The sequence below is a fragment of the Paludibacterium flexuosum genome (assembly GCF_037076605.1).
GTDB lineage: Bacteria > Pseudomonadota > Gammaproteobacteria > Burkholderiales > Chromobacteriaceae > Paludibacterium.
The window spans coordinates 3500063-3524258 of the sequence record NZ_AP029060.1; the positions used below are offsets into that span (position 1 = coordinate 3500063).

10 protein-coding genes are annotated in these 24196 nt (G+C 63.1%); 7 read left to right on the forward strand and 3 right to left on the reverse strand.

Annotated features, from left to right (window positions below):
- The first annotated feature begins 47 nt into the window (after window positions 1–47).
- From ppx to AACH39_RS16635, 4 genes are all read left to right on the forward strand, one after another.
- On the forward strand, window positions 48–1544 hold the full coding sequence (gene ppx / locus AACH39_RS16620) for an exopolyphosphatase (RefSeq protein WP_252346073.1): 1497 nt from the start codon (window positions 48–50) through the stop codon (window positions 1542–1544).
- Between the two features lie 495 nt (window positions 1545–2039).
- Window positions 2040–2867, forward strand: a complete 828-nt coding sequence (locus tag AACH39_RS16625; RefSeq protein ID WP_215777372.1) for a formate/nitrite transporter family protein — start codon at window positions 2040–2042, stop codon at window positions 2865–2867.
- Window positions 2868–2931: 64 nt separating this feature from the next.
- A complete protein-coding gene (locus AACH39_RS16630) occupies window positions 2932–3960 on the forward strand; it encodes a patatin-like phospholipase family protein (protein ID WP_215777369.1) in 1029 nt (342 codons plus the stop codon).
- Between the two features lie 143 nt (window positions 3961–4103).
- Window positions 4104–4586: a heme-degrading domain-containing protein gene (locus AACH39_RS16635; protein WP_215777366.1), complete on the forward strand. Its 483-nt coding sequence runs from the start codon at window positions 4104–4106 to the stop codon at window positions 4584–4586.
- Between the two features lie 9 nt (window positions 4587–4595).
- On the opposite strand, the gene hemG is transcribed toward AACH39_RS16635, so the two are convergent.
- Window positions 4596–5171: a menaquinone-dependent protoporphyrinogen IX dehydrogenase gene (gene hemG / locus AACH39_RS16640; RefSeq protein WP_215777363.1), complete on the reverse strand. Its 576-nt coding sequence runs from the start codon at window positions 5169–5171 to the stop codon at window positions 4596–4598.
- Window positions 5172–5275: 104 nt separating this feature from the next.
- On the opposite strand from hemG, the gene AACH39_RS16645 reads away from it, so the two are divergent.
- Entirely contained in the window at window positions 5276–5971 is a 696-nt protein-coding gene (locus AACH39_RS16645; protein WP_338620607.1) for a dienelactone hydrolase family protein, read from the forward strand.
- A 50-nt stretch (window positions 5972–6021) separates the two neighbouring features.
- Here the strand turns inward: AACH39_RS16645 and AACH39_RS16650 are convergent, their stop codons facing one another.
- Window positions 6022–7539, reverse strand: a complete 1518-nt coding sequence (locus AACH39_RS16650; protein WP_338620608.1) for a TolC family outer membrane protein — start codon at window positions 7537–7539, stop codon at window positions 6022–6024.
- Window positions 7540–7649: 110 nt separating this feature from the next.
- On the opposite strand from AACH39_RS16650, the gene AACH39_RS16655 reads away from it, so the two are divergent.
- Both AACH39_RS16655 and AACH39_RS16660 read left to right on the forward strand, forming a co-directional pair.
- Window positions 7650–8351 (forward strand): transglutaminase-like cysteine peptidase, encoded by a 702-nt coding sequence (locus tag AACH39_RS16655; RefSeq protein ID WP_215777355.1) that lies wholly within the window; start codon window positions 7650–7652, stop codon window positions 8349–8351.
- A 10-nt stretch (window positions 8352–8361) separates the two neighbouring features.
- Complete coding sequence (locus AACH39_RS16660) at window positions 8362–10281, forward strand: LapD/MoxY N-terminal periplasmic domain-containing protein (protein ID WP_338620609.1); 1920 nt, start codon at window positions 8362–8364, stop codon at window positions 10279–10281.
- A 58-nt stretch (window positions 10282–10339) separates the two neighbouring features.
- Here the strand turns inward: AACH39_RS16660 and AACH39_RS16665 are convergent, their stop codons facing one another.
- Window positions 10340–24184: an Ig-like domain-containing protein gene (locus tag AACH39_RS16665; RefSeq protein ID WP_338620610.1), complete on the reverse strand. Its 13845-nt coding sequence runs from the start codon at window positions 24182–24184 to the stop codon at window positions 10340–10342.
- Window positions 24185–24196 lie beyond the last annotated feature (12 nt).

The window sequence follows — 24196 nt, forward strand, 5'->3', positions numbered from 1 at the left end:
TGCCCCGGCATGGGGTATTCACCAAACCCTCCGCCGAAGGGGCTGCCTTGACTACCGAATCACAACCTTCTTACGACGTGCTGGCGACGGTCGACCTGGGGTCGAACAGCTTCCGGCTGCAAATCTCGCGCCTGGTCGACGATCAGCTCTATACCCTGGATGCCCTGAAGGAAACCGTGCGTCTGGGCGCCGGCCTCGGGCGAGACAAGGTGCTCGACGATGATACCCAGCAGCGCGCGCTGGCCTGCATGGCCCGCTTTGGCGAGCGCCTGCGCGGCTTCGCCCCCGGTCAGGTGCGCGTGGTTGGTACCAATACCCTGCGCGTGGCGAAGAATGCCCCGGCTTTCATCGAGCGGGCCGAAACCCTGCTCGGTTTTCCGATCGAAATCATCGCCGGCCGCGAAGAGGCCCGTCTGATCTATTTGGGGGCGGCCCACTCCCTGCCGGCGACCCGCGAGCGTCGTCTGGTGGTCGATATTGGCGGCGGCTCGACCGAGTTCATCATCGGCAGCCAGTATCGCGCCCTGGTGACGGAAAGCCTGCCGCTGGGCTGCGTCAGCTACAGCCTGCGCTTCTTCCCTGACGGCAAGCTGGGCAAAAGCCAGTTTCGTGATGCCACCCTGGCGGCACGCAACGAAATCCAGCGCATTCGTCACGCCTTCCGGCCGGAAGAGTGGCAACTGGCGGTCGGGACTTCCGGCACGGCCCGTTCGCTGCGCGACATCCTCGAAATCAATGATTACACCCCGGCGGACATCACCCTGGAAGGCATGGAGCAGCTGCGTGCCGAGATGCTGCGGCGCGGCCATGTGAAGAACATTACGCTCAATGGCCTGAAAGCAGATCGTGCCCCGGTATTGCCGGGTGGCCTGGCGATCATGATCGGCATCTTCGAGGAGCTGGAAATCAGCAAGATGACGGTGGCCGAAGGGGCGCTGCGCGACGGGGTGCTGTACGACCTGCTCGGCCGCCAGCGCGAACACGATATGCGCGAAACCACGGTCAATCAGTTCTGCCGCCGCTACCATGTCGATGTCGAGCAGATGAAGCGGGTAACCGTTCTGGCTGAAAGTCTGTTCCGCAAGGTGTGCGGCGAAGATCTGGACCAGGACTGGCTCAAGCTGCTGATCTGGGCGGGCCGTCTGCATGAAATCGGTCTGTCGATCGCGCATACCGCCTATCACAAGCACTCGGCCTATATTCTGCAATATGCCGATATGCCCGGTTTTTCCCGGCGCGAACAAACGGCGCTCGGCCAGATCGTGCTGGGCCACCGTGGCGACATGGGCAAGCTGTTGCCCTATATCAACGACCGCATGCTGTGGGTGGCCATCGTCTGCCTGCGCATGGCCGTGCTGTTCTATCGCAGTCGCCATGACAATACCTTGCCCGGCCGGCTGGATCTCAAGCCCCATCCGCGCGGCTTTACCCTGACGCTGGAGCGCGACTGGCTGGCGGCCAACCCGCTGACGGCCAATGCCCTGCGCCAGGAGGTCAGTCAATGGAAGAACATTGGCTACCTGCTGGAGTTGCAGCAGCTCTGACCGGAAAGCCATGATCCTGCCCCTTGGGTGCGGGGCAGGCTGTGTTGGCAAAGGGGGAGGGCGACCGGTTTGCAGGGCCCGGCACCGCCGGGCCCTGTCGCCAACGGACTGATTTCCCCGCCTGTCCATTGAAATTCAATCCCCGCTGAGCGAATCAAAGATTCGCACGCATGCCCGCCCTTGCCCTGCAAGGGCGCGTCCGTGATGCAGACAAAGGTTTGTCAGCAAGCAGATCCCGCAAAAGCGGGTTTTTTTACGCACCGGAATGATCGTAAACGAACATAAAATGTTTGTTTGAGATCAATGTGTTGTTTTTTGAATCTGGGTAATCTTTCAAAAAATCAATGTATATAGTGATTTGCTGGCCGGTTGGCGAATGGCTCCTGGTGATTGCAAACGCACCTTCCAGTTGTATTTTTTCGTTTTGGAATATTTTTTCGTCATCGAAACCCACTGATTTGATCGGCCCGGCCGATCCGGAGCGCTTGGAATCTTATGGCTACTCTTCACCCGCTTCCCTACGTTGTTGCTGAATCCGCGCGCAAGCGTCAGATCATGAATGCCGCCCCCCTGCGCTATTTCATGAGTGCCGTCATGGCCGGGGCCCTGATTGCCGTGGTGCTGATCGTCAGCCTGCAGCTTGGGCAGACACTGCATCTGGCCGGGTCGCCGCTGTACTACGCCGCCAGTGCCGGCTTCTTCGGTACCGCACTGTGCACCATCATCGTCAGCAAGACCGAGCTGTTTACCAGTAATGTCATGTACATGACCGTCGGCGTGCTGTCGCGCCGTGTCAGCTGGCCGGAGCTGGCCAAGAGCTGGCTGCTGGTCTACGGCGGCAATTTCGTCGGTGCGCTGCTGCTGGCGCTGATGTATGCCCAGACCGGGGCCCTGGCTCACCTGCCGGCCGATCACCTGCTGTTCGATGTGATCGGTCACAAGGTGCATGCCGACAGCTGGGCGATTTTCTTCAAGGGCGCGCTGTGCAACTGGATCATCTGCCTGGCCGTCTGGGTACCGCTGCGCCTGACCAACGACATGGCCAAGCTGGCCATGACCATGCTGCTGGTGTTCGTGTTCTTCTTCAGCGGCTATGAGCACAGCATTGCCAACATGGCATTCTTCAGCCTGAGCTGGTTTGCCTCGGCCGGCGTTACGCCCGACTGGGCCTCGACCCTGCACAACCTGATCCCGGCGACCCTGGGCAATATCGCCGGTGGTGCCATCGGCGTGGCCGCGCTCAACTTCTACCTGGAGCGCGATACGCTGGAAGAAACCAGCCCGTCTGCCGTCAAGCCCGAGGTCGCGTTGGCCCGTTCCTGATCTTTGCTTGTGAGACGTCCGGCCATATGCCATGCTTGTTGCGATGCAATAACGAGGGGCAAGCATGTTCGGACGTCGTCTTCCCTTACCCTCCCTCAGCCTGGCGCTGCAAGGCGGTGGCGCCCACGGCGCCTTTACCTGGGGCGTGCTGGATGCCTTGCTGGCCAGCGGGCTGTACCGCTTTGACGGACTGAGCGGCACCAGTGCCGGCGCCATGAACGCCGTGGCCGTGGCACACGGCCTGGCCTGCGGTGGTCCCGATGCCGCACGCGCGACCCTCGAGACCTTCTGGCTGCGTGTCGGCGCCAGTCTGCCGCCGGAAATGCTGCAGCCCATGATGCCCGGCGACGATCTGTCCATTCCCCCCGGGCTGCAGATGGCCCTGCAATTCTCGCGCTGGTTTTCGCCCTACCAGCTGAATCCGCTCGACTACAACCCGCTGCGGGCCATCATCGACGAGCTGTTCGATTTTGACCGTATTCGCCAGGCCTCGCCGGTCAAGATCTACATCGCCGCGACCCAGGCCAACAGCGGGCGCCTGCGTCTGTTCGACAAGCAGCAGCTGTCGACCGACGCGCTGCTGGCTTCCGCCTGCCTGCCCAGTCTGCAGCAGGCCGTCAGCATCGATGGCGAAGACTACTGGGATGGTGGCTTTGCCGCCAATCCGGCCGTCTTCCCGCTGATTCGCTACTGCCGTGCCGATGACATTCTGCTGATCCTGCTGACGCCGATGGCGCACGGTACGACACCGCGCAGTGCGGAAGACATTCGCCAGCGCATCCTCAACCTGGGCTTCAACAGTGCCTTTCTGCGCGAGATGCGCCTGTTGGCCCTGTTGCGCGAGATGGCGCAGGAGTCCGGGCCGATCAAGGGCAAGCTGGAGCGCCGGCTGCTGGCGACGCGTTTTCACCTGATCGAGGCCGATGACCTGCTGACTGAGCTGGATGCCGCCAGCAAAGCACTGGCACATACGCCTTTCCTGCTCTGGCTGCGCGATGCCGGCCGCCAGCGTGCCCAGCAGTGGCTGGCACAGCATGGCCGGCAGGTCGGGCACCAGGCCAGTGTCGATATCCACCACCTGTTCTTCGAGTGAGTCCGGGCGAGATAAGCGCAGGTTTTTCAGGCAAAACGGTCACGTTATTGCTGTCTATTAGTTATGCGTGATATTCTTTTTGCATTGCGTCTGCTTGTCGCACATTATCTGACAGTGGCACCCGAGGGTGTCCGGAGAGTGAAATGGGACTTGATCAAGAGTTGCAGAAAATTCTGCGCCAGGAAGTCGAACTGGTTTTTCCGCGCTTTGATGCCGCTGCGGCATGGGAGCTCGGTGTTGCCCTGCGTGCCGCCGCCCAGAAGCGTGGCGCGGCCGTGGTGATCGATATTCGCCGCGGTGATGAAATCCTGTTCTACCATGCCATGCCGGGCACGACCCCGGCGCATGCCGACTGGGCGCGCCGCAAGCGCAATGTGGTGGAACTGACCCGCCGCAGCTCCTATGCCGTCGGTTTGCAGAATCGTCTCGGGGGAGAAACGCTGGAGCAGAAAATGGGGCTGCCGGTCCGTGATTACGCCTGCCATGGTGGCGGTTTCCCGATCACTGTCTCGCATACCGGCTATATCGGCTCGATTGTCGTTTCCGGCATGGAGCAGCGTGAAGACCACAGCATGATTGTCGAAGTCCTGGCCGAATTGCTCGGCCGCGAAGCCATCAGCGCCTGATATCCGGCCTTATGGCGATGGCACCGTACTGCGTTGGCAGACGGTGCTTTTTTTTGTCCCGGCCACTGCCTGAGCAAAATTCGCCGCCAATGCCTCTACTGCCTGCCAGTCGGTAAAGTCATGCACGCACTGCGGGTCGGTGGGACCGCCCGTCAGCCACATGATCAATCGGATCATTTGCCGGTCTGCCCAGCGATAGCGTGGGTAATCGAGTTTGCCGGCCAGTACGGCCAGCAGGGCGGGTTGCCAGCCAAGCTGGCGGAGCAGTCGGCGCAGATAGGGGTTGTCGGCGACAGTGGCGCGATTCGGTTTGCGCGCAGAAAGGTTGACGGAGAACAGGCCACAGGGCATGGCCTGCAGCGTGGCGGCATGGTCGCTGAGATACGTGCGGACGGCCGGCTGATGTCGACCATAGCGGATGGCCGCCCCCAGCAGCAGCCCCTGATAGCCGTTCGGGCCGGGGGCTTCGCCGATGCTCGCCAGCGTGACGTCATGCCCGCTGGCCTGCAGGCGCAGTCCGATATGCCGGCAGATCTTTTCGGTGTGGCCATCGGTCGAGGCATATACAATCAAAACATTTGGCATGGCGCATCTCCGGCACAGGAACACAAAATCATAACCAGCCTGCCGGCGATGGCCATTGTCCTGAGTCAGTCGTCGTGAAGCCCATCAAGCAGCAAGGAGAAAGCATGAGTGCCAACTGGATCACCATCAACACGCCACAAGGCGACAGTTTTTCCGCTCACCTGGCCCTGCCCCCGACCGGCCGCGGGCCGGGGATTGTCCTGATTCAGGAAATCTGGGGCGTCAACGAGCACATTCGGGCCGTGGCCGAGCAATATGCCCTGGCTGGCTTCGTGGTGCTGGCCCCCGACATCTTCTGGCGCCAGCAGCCGCATCTGTCGCTGGATTATGATCAGGCCGGTTCCGCCCGGGCCTTTGAACTCTATGGCCAGGTCGACAAGGCGAAGGCTGCGGCAGACGTGGCCGCCACCGTGGCACATCTGCGCAGCCTGCCGCAACTGGACGGCAAAGTGGCCACACTGGGTTTCTGCCTGGGAGGCTTGCTGGCCTATCATGGCGGCATCCTGGCCAAGGCCGATGCCATCGTCGCCTATTACGGCGGCGGCATTGCCCAGCACCTGGCGCTGGCCGCCGAGCTGACCCAGCCGGTGCTGTTCCATCATGGCGGTCTGGACAGTCACATCACGCAAGATCAGGTCGACCAGATCAAACAGGCCTTCCAGGGGCGCAGCAACGCCACCTTCTTTGATTACCCGCAGGCAGAGCACGGCTTCAATTGCTGGGGGCGGCCGATGTACCGTCAGCGAGATGCCGCCCTGGCCCAGGGGCGTACCCTGCAGTTCCTGGCCGGACAGCTGTAAGGCCCTGGGCCGGACAAGAAAAAACGCCGCGCTGTATGCGCGGCGTTGCTTTATTTGGCTTGCTGGATGATGACGGGCTTGCGGGTCGCATCCGTACCCGGTGAGGGCGGCAGGCCCGGCAACGGATTGTCATCGGTGCCGTCGTCACCGGCGGGATTACTCAGCTGACGCGCGGGGATGGCCTGAACATCGACCATCTTGGGTGCCTCGAAATGACTGTCACAGCTGGTCAGGTCTTCTTCGCTGGCCGCCTTGCCCGGCTGGCTCTCATCCAGCGGTTTGAGCTTGAGTGCCGCCAGCAGGCCGCCACTATTGCTCAGCACATTGGCCTGGGCGACCACATACTGCGATTGTGCTGCCAGGTAATTGCGTTGCGCCGTGAACAGCTCGTTCTCGCTGTCCAGCACATCAAGCAAGGTCCGCTGTCCGATATCAAACTGCTTGCGGTAGGCATTCCGGGCTTTTTCCGTCGACAGCTGGTGCTGCAGCAGCGACGCCATCTGTGCCTTGTACTTGAGGACGTTGTCCCAGGCCAGTCCCAGCGTCTGGCGCAAGTTGCGGCAGGCGAGTTCGCGCTGATCCAGCGAGGCATTCAGCTTCTCTGCCGCCGAGCCGAGTCTTGCCTTGTCGGCCCCGCCGCGGAACAGGTTGACGCTGAAAATCACCGCCGCGGAGGACAGGTTGGTGCGCCCCTGGTAGCCGTTGTAGCTTTCAGTCGGTGATTTACTCAGTTGCAGATTCAGCGTGGGCGCGAAGGCGCCGCGACGGACATTCAGCTCCGCCTGGGCCGAGTGCAGGGTGGCGATGGCGGCGAGATAACCCGGGCTGTGTTGGATGGCATTGGCCATCAGGGCCGACTCGGCGGGCAGTGCCGCACTCAGGGACGGCACCTCACTCATTTCCGCCGGCGGCATCTGGCCTGTCAGACGGGTAAAGCGGGTATTGGCATCCTGCAAGGTGGCGTTATCGGTAATCAGATTGGTTTCCGCCAGAGCCAGACGACCTGCCGCCTGCTCCAGGTCGACCCGGCGACCGACGCCGGCCTGAACACGTTGCGCGATCTGGTTCAGGATGCCTTTATGAATGGCGTAGTTGTCTTTGGCGATCTGGACCAGCTGTCGATACAGCAGGACATCCTGGTAGGCCTGCAAGGTCTGCAAGGCGATGTTTTCGGTGGTTTCCAGAAAGCCGAAATAGCTGGCCTGACTTTCATAGCCGAGCTGGCGGACCTGGTTGATGGTTTGCATCCCCTGGAACAGATTCTGGTTCACATTCACCGACCAGCCACGCGTGGTGTAATGCTGCGGCGTCACCCCCGATGCCGGCGAGTAGTCGAATTTCTGCCGATTGGCCTGATAGCTGACATCCACGGTCGGAAAGAAGTCTGCCCGCGGGACGTTGGCGTCTTGTTCCAGGCTGCGGAACTCGTGCAATTTCTGCAGCACTTCCGGATGGTTGACGATCGCACTCTGCACCGCATCGTTCAGTCCGATCGCCAGTGCCACCGGGCTATACAGCGCCAGCCCGCCCAGCGCGACAGAGACCAACAAGCCCAGGGGATTTCGCATACAATTCATTCAGAACGCCTCATACGTGCATGTCATCGCGTAAGCACTTTACACTATTATGCCGTGCTGAAATCGCGTTTTGTTGATAATTCACCCGGAACAGGTCCGAAATGATCCGCTGTGCGGCAATGCCCTCTTGCCCGACTGTTCGTCGCCCATTGCCGGCCGCTTTGGTACGTGCGCTGGTCTGGGCGTTGCTGGGCGGCTGGCTGATGCTGTCGGTCACGGCCAGTACCTTGCCGTCCGAGAGCACGGTGGCCCGTTATGGTCCCCAGGCACAGAAACTCTTCCATCAATGGCAGACCCTGCTGCTCAGCCTGGCCAGTCGCGGCGACGCACAGGCCCTCAAGAGCATCAACTTGTTTTTCAACCGGCGGATTGTGTTCGCGCAAAACCGCAATGTCTGGAATCAGGCAGATTACTGGGCAACCCCGCTGGAAACGTTTGGCAAGGGGGCAGGGGACTGCAAAAGCTTCGTCATCAACAAGTATGTGTCGCTGCGCCTGCTGGGCATGGCGCCGGAGAAGCTGCGGCTGGTCTATGTCAAGGCACGGATCGGCGGGGCCGGCAGTCAGGTGTCGGAAGCGCATATGGTCCTGGCCTATTACCCGAGCGCCGCTGCCGAGCCGCTGATTCTCGACAATCTGGTCGACAGCATCCTGCCGGCCTCGCAACGCCCGGACCTGACGCCGGTCTTCAGTTTCAACATGGACAATATTCGGGTAGGCAATGTGCAAAGTGACCAGGTCAATCAACTGGCCCGCTGGAAGCAATTGCTGGACAAATTGAATGCTGAAGGTTTTTCTTTCTGAGAAGGCTGCCGTGAGTACGACGAAATTTTCCCTGATTCAGCGCTTGTGGACCTTGTTGCTGCTGGTCGTGGCCCTGTCGATTGGTGGCGCGCTGATTGCCAATCTGCTCAACGCGCGCCAGTACCTGGAGCAGCAGCTGAGTGCCCAGAGCGCCGATACCGCACACTCACTGGCCCTGATGCTGACCCAGTACCATGCCGACCCTGTCATGGCACAGACCTTGCTCAATGCGACCTTCGACCTCGGGCATTTCGCCGAGATCCGCTGGGAGCGACAGGGCGCGGGGGAGCCGATTCATCTCAAAGCGCCTGCCGCGGTAACCAATGTGCCGGCCTGGTTTCGCGCCCTGCTGCCGCTGACGCCCGCCGCGGGCACCGCCTCGGTGAACCGGGGCTGGTTGCAGGCCGGCCGCATCGTGGTCATTGCCCAGCCGGCCTATGCCTATCAGTCACTCTGGCAGGGGGCGATGCAGACCGTACTCTGGTTATGCGTCATCGGCGTGCTGGCCGCCTTGCTCGGTGCCATCGACATTCGCCGGCTGCGGCGTCAGCTGACCGCGGTGGTCGGCCAGGCCCATGCCATCAGTGAGCAGCGTTTTCATAAAATGCCTGTCCCCGGCATTCCCGAGCTGGCCGAAGTGGTGTTCGCCATGAACCAGATGGTGGATCGTCTGCAGAAATATCTGGAGGGAATGCGGGATGAGCTGGACCGCACCCGTCAGAAGGTGCTGACGGATCACAGTACCGGCTTGCCCAACCGTGAGGCCTTCGATCAGGCATTCGCCACCCTGCTGGCTCCTCAGGATGATCCGGTCAGCGGATTTTTACTGCTGATCCGCGTCTCCGGTCTGGCCGAACTCAATCAGCGTCTGGGCGGGCGCAAGACCGATGCCCTGCTCAAGCGGGTGGCGGAGGATCTGCAGGCGCGTTGTCAGGCGCACCGGGGCTGGATGGCCACCCGCCTGCGCGGGGCGGATTTTGCCATGCTGTGTCCGGAAATCTCGGTCTCCGGCGCCCGCCAGCTGGCCGAGGAGTTGTGCGCTGCCTGGGAGATCTATCAGGACATGGGGCTGACCGATCAGGCTGGTGTCGGCCACATCGCCATTGTCGACTTCCACTCCGGCGACGACAGCGGGCAGACCCTGATGCGCGCCAGCCAGGCGCTGACGGTGGCCGAAGCACAGGCGCTCAACAGCTGGACCCTGGACGAGGGGGGCAAGGCGCCGGATGCCGCTGCCAGCGATCACGACTGGAAGCAGTTGCTGGATCTGGTCTGTCATGATGGCTCCCTGCAGCTGCGCTGGTATCCGGTCTGCCATCCGGATGGTGCCGTACTCTGGCAGGAGGGCATGCTGTTCCGGCCTCAGCGTGGTGACCTGCCGCAGATGAGTGCCTTGCGCCTGGTCTCGCATGCCCTGCGCCTGGGACGGGCCTACCAGATTGATCTGAACACCCTGGAGCTGGCGCTGACCCTGGGGCCGCGCGGGCGCCTGGCCATCAATATGTCACCGGCTTCGCTGGCGCACGATGATTTCCTGCCCGCCGTCCTGCAGTGGTTGCAGCGCTACCCGGATCGCCAGATCAATTTCGAGTTTCATGAGACCGGGCTGGATGAACAGTGGGCCGCCTTCGTCAACTTCAGTGCGTCGGTCCGGACCGGGGGTCATCGCGTGGCCGTGGAGATCCAGGGGCACGACATGGGACTGGTGGCGCGTACCCATGAGGCCGGCATCGCCTACCTGGTACTGGACCATGCCCTGACCCAGGGCATTCATGCCGATGAAGGCCGTGCCGCACTGGTGCGCGGGCTGTTGCAGATGGCTTCACTGATGGCCGTGGAGATCGAGGCCAAGGGCGTCAACGACCGGGAAGACCTGGAGATGCTGGTGGCCATCGGCGTGCACTGCCTGACCGGGCCGGTGGTGCGCTGACCGGTACAAAAAAAGAGGGGGTTGTCAGTGATGACAACCCCCTCTTCATTGCCAGTGCTCAGTCGGTCTGCAGTCTGCCGTTACCCAGCAGATTCTGCAGGATGGCCTGATCACTCAGCAGTGTGGTGCCCAGATGGGTCAGATCGACGTTATGCAATACGATCTGTGCCGTGTCATTGGCCGGGCTGCTGCTGTGGGCAAACTGACCCGTCTCGCTGACATGCACCACAGTACTGACAATGCCGCCGCTATTGACGGTGCTGAAGTGCAGATAGTTGGCCAGATTGCCGACCGGCGATGCGCCGGCCGCCGCATGACTTTCACCTTGCAGCAGGTCGCGCAGGTCCAGAATGCTCTCCGGCGTATTGGCGGCGGTACTGCCCATGCTGAAGTTGTTGATCGTGGCCACGTGCGGCGAACCCGCCGGACCATCCAGCGGCAACTCGAATTTGAAGGTCTCGACACCGGCAATGGCATTGATGGTGCTGTCGCCATTCACCAGCGTCGTGCTGACCGTGTCCGAGCTGATGCCGTGCGCGTCAGTGAGGGTGACGGACACGGTGGTGCTGGCACTGCTGCTGTCCAGGCTGAAACCGATGGTGCCCTGCTGATAGCTGTAGGCATGGCCATGTGCATCGACCAGGGCATTGCCGCTCAGGTGCAGGGTGGTGTCCAGCCCGGTCGAACTGGTCAGGTGCACCGAGCCGCCATTGGTCAGCAGGCTCTGGTTCAGGGTGTCGAGCGTGATGTCGAAGCTGCTCGGATGCCCCCCCGGGTAGTAGCCATTCATTGCCCCCGGATCGGCAATGTTCAGATTGCCGGTCGTCAGGCCGGCAGCCGTCAGATCGGCGACGCTGCTGACCAGATGGAAGTTGCTGGTATTCAGATTCAGCGCGCTGCCGCCATCGACACTGACCTGCAGATTAAAGCTCAGCAAGTCCGAGGCATGGTAGGCCGCCAGGGTGTACCAGCCATCTGTCTGGGCATGGAAGGTGCCACCGGCAGCACCCGCCGCAAAAATACCCTGCGACAAGTTCTGGCCACCGACATTGACCAGCCAGGCATCACTGCCACTGTTGCTGAAGGTATAGCTGTGGCCGGCCTGCAGGTAGATCAGACCGGACAGCTGTACCGTGCCCAGCCCCTCGGTGGCGCGCGTGTCGCCTGCGCCACTGACAAGGCGCGTGTCATCCGGCTGGTCACCGGAGCGCGAGGTCAGGTGCTGCCAGGCACTTTCGCTGTTGCCAAAGTTATGGTTTTCCAGCGGCGACCAGGGGTCTGCCCAGAAACGCTGGGTCAGCCCGACCGAGGGCAGGGCGCTGACCGCCGTGCTCTGTGCTGTCGTGTAGAAGCCCTCCAGGCTGTGACCGTGCCAGGGCACGATATTGCCTACAGACAGACCGGCGTTGCTCAGGTCGGACAGATTGCTGACCAGGTGGAAATTGGCCGTATTCAGTTCGACGGCCTGAGCACCATCCACGCTGACCTGAACCTGGAAATGACCCGGACCGGCTTCATTGTCGTGATAGGCCGCAATGGTGTACCAGCCGCTGGCCTGCGGCGTGAAGCTGCTGCCCTCCAGCTCACCCTGATCATCCCCCCAGGTCGCGGTCAGTGTATGGCCGCCCACCTTGAGCAGGAACGAATCATCCTCGGTGCCGCTGAACGTATAGTTGTGACCCGCTTCCAGATAGATCAGTCCCGAGACCCGCGTGGCCGTACCGGCGGCCACATTGGCTTGTGCCAGGTCGGTCAGGGTGCCGGTGCTGGTCGGCAGGGTGCTGGTGTTATCGATCGCCAGACGCAGTGCATACGGGTCAGTGCCCCAGCCGCCGTTGTGATCCAGGCTGAGTACGCTGTCGTGCGCCCAGGTCTGCCACAGCAGGCCGGTCGAGGGCAGGGCGGACGGCACCACCGAGATGGACGGATTATCCACCACCAGGGCGGAGGTTGCCGCCAGGCTGGAGGTATTGCCGGCGGCATCGGTCTGGCTGGCGCTGAGCGTGAGGCTGCCATGATCGATGCTCAGCGTGGTCGGGATCACCACCACCCCGTTGCTGTAGCTGTAGACCTGCCCGTTGCCATCCACCAGCTGGTTGCCATTCCAGTGCAGCACCGTACTCTGGCTGATCCCGTCTTGCGTGGTCGTGATATTCAGCGTGCCGCCGGCCGCCAGATCGCTTTGCGCACTACTGCCCAGCGTGATGCTGGTATTGACCGTGGTGTGGCCGTTGAGCTCCCCGGCCGTGATCACGCCCGCGGCCGCCGGGTCAGTGGCAATCTGCAGACCGGGCAGGGTCGGGGCCGTGATGTCTTCCAGCACGCTGGCACGCTGAGTGGTGCTGCCAAAACCGTTGCCATCGGTTTGGGCGGCGCTGATCGACAGGCTGTGGCCATCGCCCGGTTCAGCCACCGTCAGCGACAGCACGCCATTGCCATAGCTGGCCGTCATGCCGGCCGGAACACCGCTCACGCTGCCATTGCTGTTCACCAGCAAATTGCTGATCACCCCATTGTCGTTGACGGTGATATTGGCGTGACCGCCGCTGGCCAGCGAGCCGGCATCCAGTGCGACGGTGGCATGCAGGGGGGCGGTGCCATGATTGGTCTCGGCGGCATTGAGGACACCATCGTGGTTGACATCACTGCCGATGCTGATCACCGGGCTGGCGGGTGCCTGGTAGCTGGTGCTGGCAGCGGGCGACAGATTGCCGGCGCCATCGGCCACGCTGGCGCTCAGCGTCAGCGTCTCACCAGCGGCCGGTGCCGGAACCGGCAGATAGACCGTGCCATTCTGGTAGGCATAGACCAGACCATTGCCGTCGACCAGCTGGCCGGCGCTGTTGAACGACAGCTGCACCGTCTGGCCATGACCTTCATTGACCGACAGCACGCCATGATGAGCCAGGGCGTTCTGCGCCGAGCTGTCGAGCGCCACGGCGGCAATCATGCTGCCTGCCGGCGGGGCGACACTGATCGGCGTCGGCACGGTGCCGGCCGGGGCGCCAGTCGGTGTCAGACCGACCTGCAGCGTGGCCTGCCCGCCCTGATCCCAGTAGACGATCTGAATGCTGTGCAGATCGCCGGCGGTATGACCGAGGGTGATGGCGGTGTTGGCGACGGTCGGCGACTGATTGCCGGCAAACTGCGCCACCACATGACCATCGACGATGATCTGATAGCCGTCATCGGCATTGACGTTGAGCGTATAGGTGCCTGCGGCGGCACTGAAGGCGCCGCCGAGGGTGACGATGCTCTGCTGGGTGCTGTTGAAGCTGCCGTTGAGCTGCAGATTGCTGGCACTGTTGCCGAGGAAGGCATTCAGATTGTTGAGCGAGCTGCCGAGGCTGTTGCTGAAATTGGTGGTGCCGTGCCAGACGCCGCCCTGCTCGCCGAAGTTGAGCGCCTGGGCGATGAAGCTGGCGCTGGGGCTGCGGCCCTGCAGGTCGGCCAGCACGGTCGACAGTGCGGTCTGTCCGGCCAGCGGGCTGGAGATATGGCTGTCGGCGACGTTGAAGAACTGGCCGCTCAGGCCGTTGGGCAGCAGGCTGATGCTCGGTGCATTGGCTGCGCTCAGATCCAGCGTGCCGCTGTCGCTGCCAATGGCCGACACATTGCCCAGGGCATTGGTCTGGCTGGCATTGATCGCCACCTGGGCACCATTGGCCGGTTCCGGCAGGCTCAGTGTCACCACGCCATTGGCGTAGCTGGCACCGATGGCCGGATTGCTGCTGCTCAGATGGCCCTGGCTGTCGACCGTCAGCGTCGACAGCGTACCGCCTGCATTGATGGTGATGCTGGCGCTGCCGTTAGCCGCGAGGCTGGCGGCATCCAGCTGCACCGTGGCCTGAATGTGGCCATTGACCAGATTGTCGTTGCCGATCTGCCCGTCCTGATGATCAAAGTGCTGGGCGATCGAGACCACCGGCGTGGCCGGTGCGGTCAGATTGAGGGTGCCGCTGTCGCTGCCGGCGGCAGAGTGGTTGCCCAGTGCATCGGTCTGCACGGCGCTGACCTGCACCTGGGCGCCATTGGCCGGCTGCGGCAGGCCGAGCGTGAGCACACCGTTGCTGTAGCTGGCCGTGATGGCGCTGTTGCTGCTGGTGATGCTGCCATCGCTGTGCACCGTGACGGTCGACAGGCTGCCGCCGCTATTGACGGTGACACTGGCACTGCCATTGGCGGCCAGACTGGCGGCATTGAGCGTCACGCTGGCCTGGACCTGCCCGTTGCTCAGATCGCTGCTGCTGATCTGATTGTTCATGCTGTGATGCTCGGCCAGGGTCACTACCGGGCTGCTCAGCGCCTGATAGCTGGTGCTGGCGGCAGGCGACAGATTGCCGGCGCCATCGGCCACGCTGGCGCTCAGCGTCAGCGTCTCACCAGCGGCCGGTGCCGGAACCGGCAGATAGACCGTGCCATTCTGGTAGGCATAGACCAGACCATTGCCGTCGACCAGCTGGCCGGCGCTGTTGAACGACAACTGCACCGTCTGGCCATGACCTTCATTGACCGACAGCACGCCATGATGAGCCAGGGCGTTCTGCGCCGAGCTGTCGAGCGCCACGGCGGCAATCATGCTGCCTGCCGGCGGGGCGACACTGATTGGCGTCGGCACGGTGCCGGCCGGGGCGCCGGTCGGTGTCAGACCGACCTGCAGCGTGGCCTGCCCGCCCTGATCCCAGTAGACGATCTGAATGCTGTGCAGATCGCCGGCGGTATGACCGAGGGTGATGGCGGTGTTGGCGACGGTCGGCGACTGATTGCCGGCAAACTGCGCCACCACATGACCATCGACGATGATCTGATAGCCGTCATCGGCATTGACGTTGAGCGTATAGGTGCCTGCGGCGGCACTGAAGGCGCCGCCGAGGGTGACGATGCTCTGCTGGGTGCTGTTGAAGCTGCCGTTGAGCTGCAGATTGCTGGCACTGTTGCCGAGGAAGGCATTCAGATTGTTGAGCGAGCTGCCGAGGCTGTTGCTGAAATTGGTGGTGCCGTGCCAGACGCCGCCCTGCTCGCCGAAGTTGAGCGCCTGGGCGATGAAGCTGGCGCTGGGGCTGCGGCCCTGCAGGTCGGCCAGCACGGTCGACAGTGCGGTCTGTCCGGCCAGCGGGCTGGAGATATGGCTGTCGGCGACGTTGAAGAACTGGCCGCTCAGGCCGTTGGGCAGCAGGCTGATGCTCGGTGCATTGGCTGCGCTCAGATCCAGCGTGCCGCTGTCGCTGCCGATGGCCGACACATTGCCCAGGGCATTGGTCTGGCTGGCATTGATCGCCACCTGGGCACCATTGGCCGGTTCCGGCAGGCTCAGTGTCACCACGCCATTGGCGTAGCTGGCACCGATGGCCGGATTGCTGCTGCTCAGATGGCCCTGGCTGTCGACCGTCAGCGTCGACAGCGTACCGCCTGCATTGATGGTGATGCTGGCGCTGCCGTTAGCCGCGAGGCTGGCGGCATCCAGCTGCACCGTGGCCTGAATGTGACCATTGACCAGATTGTCGTTGCCGATCTGCCCGTCCTGATGATCAAAGTGCTGGGCGATCGAGACCACCGGCGTGGCCGGTGCGGTCAGATTGAGGGTGCCGCTGTCGCTGCCGGCGGCAGAGTGGTTGCCCAGTGCATCGGTCTGCACGGCGCTGACCTGCACCTGGGCGCCATTGGCCGGCTGCGGCAGGCCGAGCGTGAGCACACCGTTGCTGTAGCTGGCCGTGATGGCGCTATTGCTGCTGGTGATGCTGCCATCGCTGTGCACCGTGACGGTCGACAGGCTGCCGCCGCTATTGACGGTGACACTGGCACTGCCATTGGCGGCCAGACTGGCGGCATTGAGCGTCACGCTGGCCTGGACCTGCCCGTTGCTCAGATCGCTGCTGCTGATCTGATTGTTCATGCTGTGATGCTCGGCCAGGGTCACTACCGGGCTGCTCAGCGCCTGATAGCTGGTGCTGGCGGCGGGCGACAGATTGCCGGCACCATCGGCCACGCTGGCGCTCAGCGTCAGCGTCTCACCAGCGGCCGGTGCCGGAACCGGCAGATAGACCGTGCCATTCTGGTAGGCATAGACCAGACCATTGCCGTCGACCAGCTGGCCGGCGCTGTTGAACGACAGCTGCACCGTCTGGCCATGACCTTCATTGACCGACAGCACGCCATGATGAGCCAGGGCGTTCTGCGCCGAGCTGTCGAGCGCCACGGCGGCAATCATGCTGCCTGCCGGCGGGGCGACACTGATCGGCGTCGGCACGGTGCCGGCCGGGGCGCCGGTCGGTGTCAGACCGACCTGCAGCGTGGCCTGCCCGCCCTGATCCCAGTAGACGATCTGAATGCTGTGCAGATCGCCGGCGGTATGACCGAGGGTGATGGCGGTGTTGGCGACGGTCGGCGACTGATTGCCGGCAAACTGCGCCACCACATGACCATCGACGATGATCTGATAGCCGTCATCGGCATTGACGTTGAGCGTATAGGTGCCTGCGGCGGCACTGAAGGCGCCGCCGAGGGTGACGATGCTCTGCTGGGTGCTGTTGAAGCTGCCGTTGAGCTGCAGATTGCTGGCACTGTTGCCGAGGAAGGCATTCAGATTGTTGAGCGAGCTGCCGAGGCTGTTGCTGAAATTGGTGGTGCCGTGCCAGACGCCGCCCTGCTCGCCGAAGTTGAGCGCCTGGGCGATGAAGCTGGCGCTGGGGCTGCGGCCCTGCAGGTCGGCCAGCACGGTCGACAGTGCGGTCTGTCCGGCCAGCGGGCTGGAGATATGGCTGTCGGCGACGTTGAAGAACTGGCCGCTCAGGCCGTTGGGCAGCAGGCTGATGCTCGGACTGCCAATCGGGTCCAGATGAACGACGGCACTGCTGTTGCCTGTTCCGGAGGTGTTGCCATAGGGATCGGCAATGCTGGCGCTGACATTGAGGGTGGCGCCATTAGCCGGTGCGCCGACACTGAAGCCGACCTGGCCCGCACTGAGGTCGCTGGCGCTGACCACGTGACTGATCTGGCTGCCAGTATTGCTGCTCAGCGTGATGGTATCGCCGACCTTGACCGAGCCATCCAGCGCCACATTGACGCTGACCATGCCGTTTTGTTCATCTGCGCTGCCGATGACGCCATTGTGATCGACGATGGTGACCGCCGGCGTATTCGGTGCCTGGGTATCCACTACCGCACTGGCGCTGCCCGCCGCTGAAACGTTGCCGGCCTGATCGGTGAGGGTGGCCGAGAGGGTTAGCGTCGCCCCATTGGCCGGTGCGGCCAGATTCAGCTGTACCTGTCCGTTTTGTACTTCGCTGGCGGTGATGATATGGGACAGCGGCAGGCCGTTGCTTGACAACAGGGTCAGCGTATCGCCGACTTGTACGCCATGATCAAGACCGATCCTGACGCTGACGAGTCCATTGCTCTCATCGCTGCCGGCAATGGTGCCGTTGTGGTCCATGATGGTGATGGTCGGTGCCAGTGGTGCCACGGTGTCGACCAGCGCACTGGCTGTGCCGACCGGGGACGTATTGCCGGCCAGATCGGTGATGCTGGCGGCAACCTGCAGGGTTTGACCATTGGCCGGGGCCGTGACGTTCAGCACGACATGGCCTGCCTGCAGATCGCCGGCCTGAACCGTGTAGTTGATCTGGGCACCTGCACCGGTACTCAGGTGGATGATGTCGCCCACCTTGACCGCCGAATCAAGCCCGATCTGTACACTCACCTGTCCCTGATGTTCGTCGGCGATGCCGATCTCGCCATTGTGGCCGAGGATGACCACGTTGGGGGTGTCGGGTGCCTGAGTGTCGACCAGCGCACTGACCGTGCCGGCCGGGGAGGTATTGCCGGCTGCATCGGTCAGCGTGGCGTTGAGCGACAAGGTGGCGCCATTGGCCGGTACCGTCAGATTAAAGTTGACGTGACCGTTGACCAGATCGGCAGGCTGAACGGTATAGCTGATGTTGATACCCGGACTGCCGGTTAGCGTCAGGGTGTCGCCGGCCTGCACGCTGCCATCCAGTGCGACCTGAACCGATACCTTGCCGTTGTGCACATCGGCGATGCCGATTTCGCCATTGTGGCCGGCAACGCTGATTTGCGGTGCATTCGGGGCCTGTGTATCCACCAGCGCCGAATCGGTGCCTGCATCCGAGGTGTTACCCAGGGTATCGGTGATGGTGGCGCTGACTTGCAGGGTTTCACCATTGGCGGGAGCCGAAACATGCAGCGTGACCTGGCCAGCGCTGATGTCTGCGGCCTGCAGGACATAACTCACAGGCAAGCCATTGCCCGTGCTCAACAGGACGGTGTCGCCCGCTTTGACCGATTCATCCAGCGAGACCAGTACCGATACCTGGCCCTGGTTGATATTGCCAAGACCGATTTCGCCGTTGTGGTCCAGGATGCTGACCTCGGGCGAGTTGGGCGCGGTGGTATTGACCACGGCGCTGTCGCTGCCAGCCTGCGACTGGTTGCCCAGGGCATCGGTCAGTACGGCACTGACGTCCAGCGTCTGGCCATTGAGCGGTGCGGTGACGGCCAGGGTCACATTGCCGGCGTGGATTTCTTCGGCCGTGACCACATGGACAAACACATCCCCACTGGATGTCTGCATGGTCAGGCTGTCACCGGCCTTGACCGAGCTGTCGAGGTTCACCTGAACCTGCACCTGACCATTGCGCTCATCCGGGGTGCTGATGACGCCGTTATGGTCAACGATGGTGACGGTCGGAGTGTTCGGGCCGGTGGTATCGACCACGGCGGACGCACTACCGGCAGCCGAGCTGTTGCCGAGCGCATCGGTGATGGTGGCGGAAGCATTCAGGCTCTGGCCATCGGCCGGGGCAGCGACGCTGAAGCTGGCATGGCCGGCGTTCAGGTCCGCGCTGCTGACTACATGAGTTTGGGTGACGCCATTGGCGGTGAGCGAAATGGTGTCACCGGCCTTGACCGAACCATCCAAAGCGACTTGCACCGTGACCTGACCATTGCGCTCATCCGGCGTGCTGATGACGCCGTTATGGTCAACGATGGTGACGGTCGGGGTGTTCGGGCCGGTGGTGTCCACCACGGCAGACGCACTACCGGCAGCCGAGCTGTTGCCGAGCGCATCGGTGATGGTGGCGGAAGCATTCAGGCTCTGGCCATCGGCCGGGGCAGCGACGCTGAAGCTGGCATGGCCGGCGTTCAGGTCCGCACGGCTGACCACATGCGAGATGGTGACGCCATTGGCGGTCAGACTGATGGTGTCACCGGCCTTGACCGAACCATCCAAAGCGACTTGCACCGTGACCTGACCATTGCGCTCATCCGGGGTGCTGATCACACCGTTATGGTCAACGATGGTGACGGTCGGGGTGTTCGGGCCGGTGGTATCGACCACGGCAGACGCACTACCGGCAGCCGAGCTGTTGCCGAGCGCGTCGGTGATGGTGGCGGAAGCATTCAGGCTCTGACCATCGGCCGGGGCGGCGACGCTGAAGCTGGCATGACCGGCGTTCAGGTCCGCACTGCTGACCACATGACTCAGGGTGACGCCATTGGCGGTGAGCGAAATGGTGTCACCGGCCTTGACCGAACCATCCAAAGCGACTTGCACCGTGACCTGACCATTGCGCTCATCCGGGGTGCTGATCACGCCGTTATGGTCAACGATGGTGACGGTCGGGGTGTTCGGGCCGGTGGTATCGACCACGGCAGACGCACTACCGGCAGCCGAGCTGTTGCCGAGCGCATCGGTGATGGTGGCGGAAGCATTCAGGCTCTGGCCATCGGCGGGCGCGGCGACGCTGAAGCTGGCATGACCGGCGTTCAGGTCCGCGCTGCTGACCACATGAGTCTGGGTGACGCCATTGGCGGTCAGACTGATGGTGTCACCGGCCTTGACCGAGCTGTCGAGGTTTACCTGAACCTGCACCTGACCATTGGGCTCATCCGGGGTGCTGATCACCCCGTTATGGTCAACGATGGTGACGGTCGGGGTGTTCGGGCCGGTGGTATCGACCACGGCAGACGCACTACCGGCAGCCGAGCTGTTGCCGAGCGCATCGGTGATGGTGGCGGAAGCATTCAGGCTCTGGCCGTCGGCCGGGGCAGCGACGCTGAAGCTGGCATGGCCGGCGTTCAGGTCCGCACTGCTGACCACATGAGTCTGGGTGACGCCATTGGCGGTCAGACTGATGGTGTCACCGGCCTTGACCGAGCTGTCGAGGTTCACCTGAACCTGCACCTGACCATTGCGCTCATCCGGCGTACTGATCACCCCGTTATGGTCAACGATGGTGACGGTCGGGGTGTTCGGGCCGGTGGTATCCACCACGGCAGACGCACTACCGGCAGCCGAGCTGTTGCCGAGCGCATCGGTGATGGTGGCGGAAGCATTCAGGCTCTGGCCATCGGCCGGGGCAGCGACGCTGAAGCTGGCATGACCGGCGTTCAGGTCCGCGCTGCTGACTACATGCGAGACGGTGACGCCATTGGCGGTGAGCGAAATGGTGTCACCCGCCTTGACCGAGCTGTCGAGGTTTACCTGAACCTGCACCTGACCATTGGGCTCATCCGGCGTACTGATCACCCCGTTATGGTCAACGATGGTGACGGTCGGGGTGTTCGGGCCGGTGGTATCGACCACGGCAGACGCACTACCGGCGGCCGAGCTGTTGCCGAGCGCATCGGTGATGGTGGCGGAAGCATTCAGGCTCTGGCCATCGGCCGGGGCGGCGACGCTGAAGCTGGCATGGCCGGCGTTCAGGTCCGCGCTGCTGACGACATGGCTCAGGGTGACGCCGTTGGCGGTCAGACTGATGGTGTCACCGGCCTTGACCGAGCTGTCGAGGTTCACCTGAACCTGCACCTGACCATTGGGCTCATCCGGCGTGCTGATCACGCCGTTATGGTCAACGATGGTGACGGTCGGGGTGTTCGGGCCGGTGGTATCCACCACGGCGGACGCACTACCGGCAGCCGAGCTGTTGCCGAGCGCATCGGTGATGCTGGCGGAAGCATTCAGGCTCTGACCATCGGCCGGGGCAGCGACGCTGAAGCTGGCATGACCGGCGTTCAGGTCCGCACTGCTGACCACATGAGTTTGGGTGACGCCATTGGCGGTGAGCGAAATGGTGTCACCGGCCTTGACCGAGCTGTCGAGGTTCACCTGAACCTGCACCTGACCATTGCGCTCATCCGGCGTGCTGATGACGCCGTTATGGTCAACGATGGTGACGGTCGGGGTGTTCGGGCCGGTGGTATCGACCACGGCAGACGCACTACCGGCAGCCGAGCTGTTGCCGAGCGCATCGGTGATGGTGGCGGAAGCATTCAGGCTCTGGCCGTCGGCGGGCGCGGCGACGCTGAAGCTGGCATGACCGGCGTTCAGGTCCGCACTGCTGACTACATGCGAGACGGTGACGCCATTGGCGGTCAGACTGATGGTGTCACCGGCCTTGACCGAACCATCCAAAGCGACTTGTACCGTGACCTGGCCGTTGCGCTCATCCGGCGTGCTGATCACGCCGTTATGGTCAACGATGGTGACGGTCGGGGTGTTCGGGCCGGTGGTATCGACCACGGCAGACGCACTACCGGCAGCCGAGCTGTTGCCGGCAGCATCCGTGACAGTGGCGGTGACTGTCAGGGTTTGTCCATTGGCCGGGGCATTGAGACTGAAGGATGCCTGTCCGTTCTGGATGTCTGCTGTACTGATGGTGTGGGCGTAACTCTGTCCATTGCTGCTTTGCAGGGTCAGGATGTCGCCGACCCGGGCCGAGCTGTCGAGGAAGACTCGGACCTGTACCTGACCGTTGTGCTCGTCGGGCGTACTGATGACGCCGTTGTGGTCGACGATGGTGACGTTAGGCGCGTTGGGCGCCTCGGTGTCGACCAGGGCGCTGGCGCTGCCGGCGCTAGAGGTGTTGCCGGCGGCGTCGGTCAGGGTTGCCGTGACGGTCAGTGTCTGGCCGTTGGCCGGTGCGCTGACATTGAGCAGTACCTGTCCGGCGCTCAGGTCGCTGGCCTGCACCGTGTAGACGATGGGCTGGCCATTCCCGGTCGACAGGGTCAGGGTGTCGCCGGCCTGGACGCTGCTGTCCAGAACCACCCGCACTTGCACCTGTCCGTTGATTTCATTGGCGCTGCCGATTTCACCGTTATGTCCCTGGATGAATACCTGGGGGGTGTCCGGGGCGACGGTGTCGACCAGGGCGCTGGCGGTCCCTGCCGCCGAGGTATTGCCGGCGCCGTCGGTCACGGTGGCACTGACGACGAGGGTTTGTCCGCTGGCGGGGGCGGTCACGTTCAGGGTGGCATGACCGGCCGTCAGGTCGGCAGCCTGTACCGTATAGGCCACGGTGGCGCCGGTGCTGGTGGTCAGCAGGATGCTGTCGCCGATCTGAACACTGCTGTTGAGCGATACCTGAACCTGGACCTGGCCATTGGTTTCGTTGGCGGCACCAATTTCGCCGTTGTGGCCGAGGATGCTGACTTGCGGTGCATCGGGCGCCACGGTGTCGACCAGGGCGCTGGCGCTGCCTGCGGCCGAGGTGTTTCCGGCGGCATCGGTGATGGTGGCGCTGACGACAAGGGTTTCTCCGTTGGCCGGAGCGGTCACATTGAGTGTGACATGGCCCGCCGCGAGATCGGCAGCCAGTACGGTGTAGGCGATCGTGGCACCACTGCCGGTGCGCAGCTGGATGCTGTCGCCGGCTTTCACGCTGTTGTCGAGGGTGACCTGTACCTGGACCTGACCATTGGTCTCGTCGGCGGCGCCAATTTCGCCGTTGTGACCGAGGATGCTGACTTGCGGCGTGTTGGGCGCCACGGTGTCGACCAGGGCGCTGGCGCTGCCTGCGGCCGAGGTATTGCCGGCAGCATCGGTGATGGTGGCCGAGACGCTCATGGTCTGGCCATTGCCCGGTGCCGTGACATTCAGACTGGCATGTCCGCTGCTCAATTCTGCGGCGGTGACGGTATGGGAGAGGGTACTGCTGCCGTTGCTGAGGCGAATGACATCGCCGGCATGAACGCTATTGTCCAGCGATACCTGAACCTGCACTCTGCCATTGGTCTCGTCGGCGGCGCCAATCTCGCCGTTGTGCCCGATGATGCTGACGGTCGGCGTATTGGGCGGGATGGAGTCGACGGTGACCGATGCCGAGGCGACGGCAGTCTGCCCGGCGGTGTTGGTCGACGAAGCAATCAGCGTGGTGCTGCCCTGGCCCAGCGGGACGGTCGGCGTCAGACTCCATGTGCCGTTGCTGGCGACGACGGCGCTGCCCAGCACGGTGCCGAGGCTGGTGCTGACCAGCACGGTGAGTCCTGGTTGGCCGGTGCCGCGCAGGGTGGGTTCGACCTGGTTGGTCAGGGTGATGCCGGCAATGCTGACACTGGCAGGCGGGGCGCCGTTAGTGCTGCTTTGTTGTGCCAGCAGTTGGGGCTGGTTGTTGCTGATGCGCCCGAAATTATCCAGCGAAGCAATGCTGTTGCTGCTGCGCAGGCTGCTGACGGTGGTGGTGCTACTGATGTCTGTCGAGGACAGGGTAATGAAGGTATGGCCCAGATTGCTGCTGGTCGAGGTGTCTGCCTGCAAGCCGGCGCTGGCCGGATCCAGCTGGGCTGTCGGGTCCTGGCCACTGGCCAGGTTGTTCAGCACTTGCTGGACGTCGGTATTGGCGTTGCCGCCATTGCCGTCTGTCTGCGCCGCGTTTTGCTGGTCGCTTGCCGGGGCCGAGGGCTGGTCCTGTTCTCCCGAGAGGACGACGGTCCCCCCCGAATCCTGGCTCAGCGTCAGGCTGGCGCCCTTGTCGAACAGCAACTGTTCCCCCGGGCGGATGACCTCCCCGACCTTGAGGATGTGCTCATGACCCTGAGCGTCAATAACCTTGACCACCCCTTTGAGGTGGGCGATGCGACCGGACAGTGCGGGGGTAGCCATGAGCGACTCCGG